This window comes from Citrobacter sp. wls826, assembly GCF_005281245.1.
GTDB lineage: Bacteria > Pseudomonadota > Gammaproteobacteria > Enterobacterales > Enterobacteriaceae > Citrobacter > Citrobacter braakii.
On record NZ_SZWS01000027.1, the window covers coordinates 162955 to 173032 of the forward strand.

Here is a 10078-nt window from a genome sequence, read left to right on the forward strand (position 1 = left end):
AGAGCCAGTATTTCCGAAGCGTTGCCGCGGATAGCCGCAGGCTGTAGCGCCAACAAATCCAGACAGAAGCGACGACGAAACTCCAGCGCCCCCACGGCAACGGGATCGAGCGTCCACGGGGTTTTAGCAAGTTGTGCCCGCTCAACTGCGGCGCGCATCGCCGTAGCCCGTTCCCGGGTTAAGGTGCCGACATTAATCAGTAATGCACTGGCAATAGACGCGAACTGACTGGCTTCCTCGGGCTCGATTACCATTGCTGGTGATGCGCCCAGCGCCAACAGCGTATTGGCCGTAAAGCTTTGCACGACCTCGTTGGTCATGCAGTGTGTGAGAGGGGAAAGCGTTCTAAATTGGTGTAAGGTGTGAGCCGCGAGTGTGCGGCTGTGCAGGTCAGGCTGCATGGTTCAGCTCCTGCCCGCGCGAAGAAGGGACACGAGCAGTGTCAGACTTCCCTACGCTGGCATTATCCAGATCAGGTGGTACGGGTATTTCTCAGCCTTCACCAGGAAGGGCACCCCGAGTCGTTGAAAAACAAGTTTCGGTAACAGAATACTGCCTACGCTTGATGATGTAAATTAGCGCAGCACCATGGCCCTCCACGAAATTACGGGGTAAGGTTGCAGCTATTCTGTACATTCATTTACACTTTTTACGAAATGACTGGCGTGATCACAAAAAAGTTCTTGTCAGATGCCCTATAAGCCAGGAATGATACACGACTGATGTTGATGACCCGAACAGGTAAAGAGGATGGGTATGAAGAATAAAATGTTGCTGGGTGCACTCCTGCTTGCAAGCAGCGTCGTCTGGGCCGCACCGGCCGCAACAGCTGCTCCCACCGGAATTGATAAGTATGAGTTGAGCGGTTTCATCGCCGACTTTACCCATTTTAAACCTGGTGACACGGTCCCACCGCTGTACCGTACTGACGAATATGCGATTAAGCAATGGAACCAACGCAACCTGCCAGCACCTACCGCCGGTACCCACTGGACCTACATGGGTGGTGCGTACGTGCTGATCAACGATGCTGACGGTAAGATCATTAAAGCCTACGACGGCGAGATTTTTTATCATCGTTAATAGAAAAAACACGTACTTTCAGCAAGAAAGTACGTGAAATACCCGCAAATCAATTAGTCATAAGATACTGCAAATATCACTTTACTTTGTATTTCACCAGGCAGTAATGATTCCCCTGTCACGCGAACATATTTCGCAGTAATAGGGAAAGTATACTGATTACTGATTGCTTCCAGTTTGGTCATTCTGTTCATCAGATTATCCCCCTGTTTTAGAGGAGAAGTCGCGGTGCCATTATATATCTGGAACCCCACCCCTTTGGCGCCATTCGCTATCGTGTTTTTTAGTATTTTCCCGCTTTCATCCCAGTCACCGCGCACCACTTTAAAAGTGACGGGATTGGTAGTAACGTTATATATACTTTCGCAATTCAATACCAGATTTGTGGAACCCGATTTGGTATTATTAACCGTGAGCATCTCATTCAATGTGGTATCTGGCATTTTAATTTCGTATCGGGGTAATGAAAACTGACACGTGGTGGGTTGATGCGTTACTGTAAAGCTTAAATTCTGTGTAAAAGCTGAATTACTCGATAAACGTCCGGTAACCCAGCAATAAAGATAAGCTAGCCAGTTTGAAGTACAAGAATTATCAGAGGTAATACTTACTGCCGGGTCGCTCAGACTAAACGCATCACCGGATACTGTCTGCTTAATAGTCCCTGAATTTACATATCTTGCTGAGATGGTGAAACTTTTGGTATCCAGCACTTCGCCGGCACTAACCGTTTTCTTACCAACACTTACTGGAAAATCATTGCTGGTCAGATTGATATTAATTAAAACCTTCTTGCCGCTGCCCCCCTGAATTGCAACAATGTAATCCTTAAGCGGTGTTGTATAATATAAGCTATCACTGTTGGCTGTACACACTATGTTGCCACTGGAACTGAGATTAATTTGATTTATTGCCGTTCCAGATGTCATATCCAGATTAATTGTCGCTAACCCGCCATTTTTCGTCTGAAATGTACACCCGGCATCAGCGCCAAAGGATGACAGCAGCAAAAATATCAAAAATACGTATCCTTTCATATCTTGCATCCTTATCGGCAAATATAGACTTTATTCTCATCAATCACCCTATCGAAGGTAATTGTACAGAACTGTCCCTGCTGTTTATTAACTGCAACATGTACCGACGCGGGAATGTCGTTGGTGCGAATAAATAACCGACTACCCTGCCCCACCAGGCCAACATTATTACCGATATCATCTTCCACTTCATAACCGAAAGATAACGGAGAGCCGTCCGGACGCTCGGCAAGGAAGTACCAGGGTTTGCGCCGATCGGTTTCAAACTCCGTCATCACGACCGCACCGCGATAAGGTACTGTACCTTTTCGATTGCCCAGTAATGCCACATCGCTATTAGTGTCGGAAAGATCCAGCATCAGCATATTTTCACGGTACGGCGTCAGACTGTCGTAAACCGCGTAACCTTTACTGTTGGTTGTTAGGTAACGATGCCCTTGCACAGCCGCACCCTGTAACCCAGGCGCTTTAACAATGGCGAATGTATCTGAAAGCCGGGGAGTCAGAGCCACGCCCTCAGACCACACCACGATCCCCCCCTGAATATTGCCGCTGGCCTGTTGATACTTATTCGATTGGCTGTAACTACTGCCTACAGTCGCCACTGGCGCGCGCCAGACCATGCTAACGCCCGCCGTTGTCTCGTTCCCCTGTCGTTGCTGACTGAGGTTGGCACCATAGCTGAATTGATCGCGATGACCCGTCACCCCGCTTAAGCTGGTGTTATTCGACTGAAAGCCGTCATTATCAAACGTCGTGGAATTAGAGACGAACAGATCGCGTCGAGGAGTGGAAATACCGTCCCCCCACGAGAACGGGATGGAGATATACAGGTTAAAACGCTTATCCTCGTGGTTGTCCTCATCGTACGTTTGACTCACGGCAACGGTATAGCTAACTCGCTGCCAGGCGTTAGAGTAGCTAAGCTGATAATCTTTGCCGTTTCCACTGCGTTGCCAATAGTCGCGCCACAGGCCACTGACCGCCAGGGATCCCCAGTTTTCGGGTAACGCTTGATTTATATTCAGTGAAAAACTGTTCTTGCGGCCAAAGTCGTTTTGATAGTAGTCCGCAATGTCATAAACATCGTTTTTATCGCGATTATAGTTATTTTTATTATTCGCCCACACGTAGTCATTAAAGGTACGATAATCCCGCGAGGAATAACGATAAGCTGCCAGTGCAAACTGCGTACCGGTCTGCGTGACATATTTGTTCCATGCAACCTGATAGCTCTGACCATCAAAAACATCACCATTATCCTGCTCGCTATGCGATCGCGTGGCGTCTACCGATACTGCGCCAATGGGGGTATTCCAGCCAGTCCCAAGCACAAATGAAGAATAGTTTTGCGACAGCATTGTACCGCCATAGACTGTTAGCAGATTGTTCAGACCATACTGATAACTCCCTTGCAGGAAATCATACTGATTGCCAGCCCCTTCAATATGGCTACGCCCTGCAGCGAAATCATATTTCGATACGCCAGACTGCAGCATATTTGGCACAGATGAAAAAGGCACCAGATAATGAGATATCGAACCGTTAGCCTCTTTCACACTGACATCTAAATCCGAACCGCCACCAGCGAGTTGTAGATCATCAATAGCAAATGGGCCTGGTGGCACTTCTTTCTGGTAAATAACAAAACCATTTTGTTCGATGGTTACCAGGGCGTTGCTCTGGGCAATCCCACGAACTACAGGGGTAAAATTCTGTTTTGAGTTTGGTAACATTTGCATATCGCGCCAGATACGCACACCACGAAAACGTACGGCATCAAAAATATCTGCCCCGGTATACATGTCACCGGCGCGCAATGTACCAAGAATCGACGGCACACCACGTTCCACATATAACGTGTTGCTCTTCCATTTGCCGTTGCCCTCATTACCTTTCGTATAGTTGTCACTTGAATGCAACTGCCACCCCAGCAGGTTCAACCCGCTATTCAGGTTCACATAGCTGCTTTTATCATCACCACCGTGTTTATAATTACTGTAATACTGGCTGGCGTAATAAGAGGTATAAAAAGCGTTCACCCCGCGATCCCAGGTTTCAGGCGGCATATATCCTGGTTCATATTCAACCACATACGCCTGAGGCACGCTTAAATTTAGAATAAACTCCCCAATGTCATAACTAACACTGCCGCCCTGTACTGCTGCACGCAGCGGCACGCAGCCTTCTTGTTTATCCGTTTTAATGTTCCCGGTGCGAATACCAATTTGCTGCAATTGAGCCCAGGGCAGACATGTCAGTTCGGGATCGTCTTTAATATCAATATCGTACCGACCACGCCACTTATTATTAAGATAAACATCCATTTCATATATACCGGGCATTGGCTTATCGTCATCAATTTGATAGCGAGAGATTTTCTCACCATTCAAACCACCGATCATAAAGTGGGTATCAAACGTGTCTTCTTCAGCCCATGCGGATGAAGCAGCCAACACCGACAGGATTGACAGTGTAATAGAATTTATCTTTGACATAATCAATCCTTGACTATCTTTCCGTTTTTATTTTTTCACTTAAGTAGTTTCCGTGATCATCAATAAGAGTAACCTTGTAATGATTAACGACAGCAGTGGTGACGACCTTTTTATCTGACCACGGAGCAAGTAACACTGTCTCGCTGTTTATTTTTGAATTACCCACTAGTTCAGGAATAGTAATCCAGTTAGCAGAATTATTTTTGATATTAATGCCACCGCTGATATCTCTGACGCTTAAGCGAGAAAAGCTTTTTTCATCTACACCGGCGATACCCTGCGGGCGATATATAAATTTGATGCGATTCTGCATAGCAAATTTAATCATGTTCTTGCCTTCTGATTCCGCAGAATTAGGAGGAATATCTAACACATTCAGGAAAAAAAGACTTTCACGATCTTCCGGTAGCGTATTTGCCAATTGCTTAATTTTCAGTTGTTGACCAGAGCCTCCGCTGACCTTTGCCACCGGAGGGCTCATTACAAATGGCACGTGGATTTTTTCGGGTGGCAGACTGGTATCTCCGTCATCTATCCAGGATTGAACCAGCGAGCTGCGACTGCCTTCATTCATTAATTGCACGGTAATTTCTTTTTTCTGTGCCGGATAAATGACACGGGTGCCGTAAATGTATATGCCGCCCCACGCAGGCATTACTGTACCGGCCAGTAAAAACACGAGTATTTTTTTCATTATAATTATCCTTACTGCGGAAATAATCGGCGGCCGGAGCCGCCGACAAACAGGATAGTCATCTTAATCAGTAACAACAGTCATCGTCAGCGAAGAGGCCACATCACCAGCGGAGACATCGGCAGAACCAATTTTCGCGTAGCGTGCGCTAAAGTTCAGAGTATATTTATTGTCCGCAGTTTTAGTTAACTCAATACCTGTATCGGGGTTAACCTGTTTAGTAAAATCATCACCATAGTAAACGGTGAAGCCAGCACCATTATTTGCTGCGGTATTTCGTGTAATATATTTATTATTGCTGTCAAATTGAGAACTGGAGAAAGTAATTTTTGGTGCTTTACTTCCTGTACATTCAACCGTCAATGGCACGGTGGTTTTATTTGAGTATCCTTCATAAACACCACCAGCACTTAAGGCATTTAATCTGTCAGCACCAATTTGGTTCATACCAATGGTCGCAGTGGTATCCCCTGTAAATTTACAGGTGGTCCCTACTACCTTACCAGTAATAATCAGTTCACCCTGATCAGAATCAGCAGCAAAAGCCCCAGCGCTCATAACTACAGCGGACAGAACAGCAGCGGAAATAATTGAACGTTTCATCGTATATTCCTTAATGAATTAACTTCTATTGGTTAAGAGGACTTAACCCGTGAAATTAAATTCGCACACCAGAAACGTTATCGCAATGTAAACGCGTTGTTTTATTGATTTAAAACAAATTGCAAAGCGCAATATAATAGAAACAAATCAGTCGATTTTTTTATTCTTTTAAATTAATAAATTTACGAGATTAACTGTTGGGATGAAATTCTTCAGAGAAATGATCAGCCACGTATTATTCACAATAATAATGCATGGCTGATAAAAGACGTTTAATCGTAATGCGTCATCACAATTTGTCGTGTAGCGTCACCGGTGATAGTAACAATTTCAGTTACCGCACCTTTTGTTGGATTGGAAACACCCGATCTGACGTTTGAAAAGGAAATGGCATTGCCACAGCGTTGCTGCACTTCGTTATTTACAACATCAGCGCTACAGGTGGGTTCAGTTACCCGACCATTGATATTCAGGGTGGCAGTATCTGTGGCGAAAGCAGAAGCGCTCATTCCATAAGCCAAAGTAATAACTCCCAAGAATAAATTTTTTTTCATTACGTTCATTATTCCTGTATCGGTTGGGAAACAGCACACAAGCCGTCTTTCCAGTAGATTATGGATTAACTGCCTCGCTAAGACCAATTGAGATTGTAGATTAATTCGACCAATTTGATCAATTTAAATGATGCATTGAGGGTGTTTATTCAGAAAAAGACATGAATTATACAGTCCGGATAAATAATTGAGTGAGATTTTTCATCCAATATATTCACTGCATCAATGCATTATTGATACAGTGAATATTTGTAACGCTATTAATTACACCGCGCGGAAGGCAATTTCACCCGGTATCACTTCCCCTTGCCAGTAGAGCTGGGCAGCGACACGTCCTGCAAGGTCGCGGTAAATGGCGGTAAATTCGCTGTCAGGACGGCTGATGACCGTCGGCGTACCACGATCCAGGTCTTCACGCAGAGAAATATGCAGCGGCATCTGTCCCAGCAGTTGGGTGTGATACTGCTCAGCCAGTTTCTGCGCGCCACCGGTGCCGAAGATTGGCTCGTGATGACCGCAGTTGCTGCAAATATGCATACTCATATTCTCAACAATACCCAGCACTGGCACTTCGACTTTTTCGAACATCACGATGCCTTTTTTCGCATCGATCAGCGCGATGTCCTGCGGAGTGGTCACCACAACAGCCCCCGTGACCGGAATGTTTTGCGCCAGCGTCAACTGGATATCACCCGTACCCGGCGGCATATCCAGTACCAGGTAATCAAGATCCGGCCATAAGGTTTCTTGCAGCATCTGCAGCAGGGCTTTGCTGGCCATCGGGCCACGCCACACCATCGCATTATCGTCAGTAACCAGATAACCAATAGAGTTTGTCGCCAGGCCGTGAGACATGATCGGCGCCATATGGGTACCGTCTGGAGAGGTTGGACGCTGGTTCTCCGCACCGAGCATCGTCGGGATTGACGGGCCATAAATATCGGCGTCCAGAATCCCTACCTTCGCCCCTTCCGCAGCCAGCGCCAGCGCCAGGTTCACGGCAGTTGAGGATTTACCCACACCACCTTTACCCGAACTGACGGCGATGATGTTTTTTACACCATTAATGCCCGGCTGGTTTTTCACGCGTTTCAGCGTCGCAATGTTATGCGACAGTTTCCAGTCGATCGCTTTCGCACCAGTAATACGCAGCAGATCGGCGCTACATTGCTCTTTTAAGTCCTCAAACGCGCTCTGCCAGACAAACGGCATGACCAGCTCAACGTGCAACGTGTCATCCATCCAGGCGACGTGGTGCAACGCTTTAAGCGTCGTCAGATTATGCTTCAGGGTTGAATGCTGAAAATTCGCCAGCGTCCCGGCAACCATCGCGCGCAGGGTCTCTGGTGATTTGGCCTGGGATTGTGCGTTCATCCCGACTCCTTTTTGTTGTTCTGAAAATACAATAGTCACCAGGTAGTTTACTCCAACCGCAACAATTATTCATTTACGGATAAATGCCCTTATCGCTTGGCGCAGTAATTACCATTTTGGTACTATCAAAGCCCTTTTCACTACAAAAGAAGTAATTGCCCACTATGACTCAAGTCGCGAAGAAAATTCTGGTAACGTGCGCGCTGCCGTACGCCAACGGCTCTATCCACCTCGGCCATATGCTGGAGCACATCCAGGCTGATGTCTGGGTCCGTTACCAGCGAATGCGCGGCCACCAGGTTAACTTCATCTGCGCGGACGACGCACACGGTACGCCAATCATGCTGAAAGCACAGCAGCTTGGGATCACGCCAGAGCAGATGATCGGTGAAATGAGTCAGGAGCATCAGACTGATTTTGCGGGTTTTGACATCAGCTATGACAACTACCACTCTACGCACAGCGAAGAGAACCGTGAGCTGTCTGAGCTGATTTACACGCGCCTGAAGGAGAACGGTTTTATTAAGAACCGTACTATCTCCCAGCTTTACGATCCGGAAAAAGGCATGTTCCTGCCGGACCGTTTCGTTAAAGGCACCTGCCCGAAATGTAAATCTCCGGATCAGTATGGCGATAACTGTGAAGTTTGCGGCGCAACCTACAGCCCGACCGAACTTATCGAGCCGAAATCCGTCGTTTCTGGCGCGACGCCGGTAATGCGCGACTCTGAACACTTCTTCTTTGACCTGCCATCATTCAGCGAGATGCTGCAGGCCTGGACACGCAGCGGCGCGTTGCAGGAGCAGGTCGCCAACAAAATGCAGGAATGGTTCGAATCCGGCCTGCAGCAGTGGGATATTTCCCGCGATGCCCCATACTTCGGTTTTGAAATCCCGGATGCGCCAGGCAAGTACTTCTATGTCTGGCTGGATGCACCAATTGGCTATATGGGTTCGTTCAAAAACCTGTGCGATAAGCGCGGCGACACGACCAGTTTTGATGAGTATTGGAAGAAAGATTCCGACGCTGAGTTGTATCACTTCATCGGTAAAGACATCGTCTACTTCCATAGCCTGTTCTGGCCGGCGATGCTGGAAGGCAGCAACTTCCGTAAGCCGACCAACCTGTTTGTACACGGTTATGTGACGGTAAACGGTGCGAAGATGTCCAAATCTCGCGGTACCTTCATTAAGGCCAGCACCTGGCTGAAGCACTTTGACGCCGACAGCCTGCGCTACTACTACACAGCGAAGCTTTCTTCACGCATTGATGACATCGACCTGAACCTGGAAGACTTCGTTCAGCGTGTAAACGCCGATATTGTCAACAAAGTAGTCAACCTGGCATCACGTAACGCAGGCTTTATCAGCAAGCGTTTTGACGGCGTATTGGCGGCTGAACTGGCCGACCCGGCGTTGTATAAAACCTTCACTGACGCTGCTGCGGTGATTGGCGAAGCATGGGAAAGCCGTGAATTTGGTAAAGCTATCCGTGAAATCATGGCGCTGGCCGATGTGGCAAACCGCTACGTTGACGAACAGGCTCCGTGGGTCGTTGCTAAACAGGAAGGCCGCGATGCCGACCTGCAGGCGATCTGCTCCATGGGTATCAACCTGTTCCGCGTCCTGATGACTTACCTGAAACCGGTTCTGCCAACGCTTGCTGAACGTGTAGAAGCTTTCCTGAACAGCGAGCTGAGCTGGGATGCCATTAAGCAACCGCTGCTCGGTCACAAGGTCAACACCTTTAAGGCGCTCTACAATCGCATCGACATGAAACAAGTTGAAGCGCTGGTGGAAGCGTCGAAAGAAGAAGTGAAGGCCGCTGCCGCACCGGTAACCGGCCCGCTGGCGGATGACCCGATTCAGGAAACCATTACCTTTGACGATTTCGCCAAAGTTGACCTGCGCGTGGCATTGATTGAAAACGCCGAGTTTGTGGAAGGTTCTGACAAACTGCTGCGTCTGACGCTGGATCTCGGTGGCGAGAAGCGTAACGTCTTCTCTGGTATTCGTTCTGCCTATCCGGATCCGCAGACCCTGGTTGGACGTCAGACCATTATGGTTGCTAACCTGGCACCTCGTAAGATGCGCTTCGGCATTTCTGAAGGGATGGTCATGGCGGCAGGTCCTGGCGGGAAAGATATCTTCCTGTTAAGCCCGGACGAAGGCGCAAAACCTGGCCAACAGGTGAAATAAATCAGACATCTCGAGCGCTGCAACTGCAGCGCTTTTT

At 47.7% G+C, this 10078-nt stretch carries 9 protein-coding genes and 1 riboswitch; of the genes, 2 read left to right on the top strand and 7 right to left on the bottom strand.

Translation table 11 applies throughout. The annotated features are described in order from the left end of the window. Positions 1-401: hydroxyethylthiazole kinase (locus FDW87_RS22015; RefSeq protein WP_252363054.1), on the bottom strand; the 401-nt coding region annotated here is incomplete at its 3' end. Positions 402-432: 31 nt separating this feature from the next. Then, positions 433-529, bottom strand: a riboswitch (TPP riboswitch). A gap of 221 nt (positions 530-750) precedes the next feature. Between FDW87_RS22015 and FDW87_RS06655 the strand changes: the two genes are divergently transcribed. Next, positions 751-1083: an RcnB family protein gene (locus FDW87_RS06655; RefSeq protein WP_019077205.1), complete on the top strand. Its 333-nt coding sequence runs from the start codon at positions 751-753 to the stop codon at positions 1081-1083. 53 nt (positions 1084-1136) lie between these two features. Here FDW87_RS06655 and FDW87_RS06660 read toward each other — a convergent pair whose 3' ends face one another. The 6 genes from FDW87_RS06660 to apbC all read right to left on the bottom strand — a co-directional run bounded on the left by FDW87_RS06660 (position 1137) and on the right by apbC (position 7843). Further along, positions 1137-2120, bottom strand: a complete 984-nt coding sequence (locus FDW87_RS06660; protein ID WP_047359144.1) for a fimbrial protein — start codon at positions 2118-2120, stop codon at positions 1137-1139. 11 nt (positions 2121-2131) lie between these two features. Then, positions 2132-4618 (bottom strand): fimbrial biogenesis outer membrane usher protein, encoded by a 2487-nt coding sequence (locus FDW87_RS06665; protein ID WP_137379554.1) that lies wholly within the window; start codon positions 4616-4618, stop codon positions 2132-2134. A 13-nt stretch (positions 4619-4631) separates the two neighbouring features. Then, on the bottom strand, positions 4632-5312 hold the full coding sequence (locus FDW87_RS06670) for a fimbrial assembly chaperone (protein WP_016156960.1): 681 nt from the start codon (positions 5310-5312) through the stop codon (positions 4632-4634). Between the two features lie 63 nt (positions 5313-5375). Beyond that, positions 5376-5915: a fimbrial protein YehD gene (gene yehD / locus FDW87_RS06675; RefSeq protein ID WP_016156961.1), complete on the bottom strand. Its 540-nt coding sequence runs from the start codon at positions 5913-5915 to the stop codon at positions 5376-5378. Positions 5916-6187: 272 nt separating this feature from the next. Further along, entirely contained in the window at positions 6188-6469 is a 282-nt protein-coding gene (locus tag FDW87_RS06680) for a DUF2574 family protein (RefSeq protein ID WP_137379555.1), read from the bottom strand. Between the two features lie 264 nt (positions 6470-6733). Further along, positions 6734-7843: an iron-sulfur cluster carrier protein ApbC gene (gene apbC, locus FDW87_RS06685; RefSeq protein ID WP_016153686.1), complete on the bottom strand. Its 1110-nt coding sequence runs from the start codon at positions 7841-7843 to the stop codon at positions 6734-6736. Between the two features lie 164 nt (positions 7844-8007). On the opposite strand from apbC, the gene metG reads away from it, so the two are divergent. Continuing rightward, a complete protein-coding gene (metG, locus tag FDW87_RS06690) occupies positions 8008-10041 on the top strand; it encodes a methionine--tRNA ligase (protein WP_016156963.1) in 2034 nt (677 codons plus the stop codon). The last annotated feature ends 37 nt before the right edge of the window (positions 10042-10078 follow it).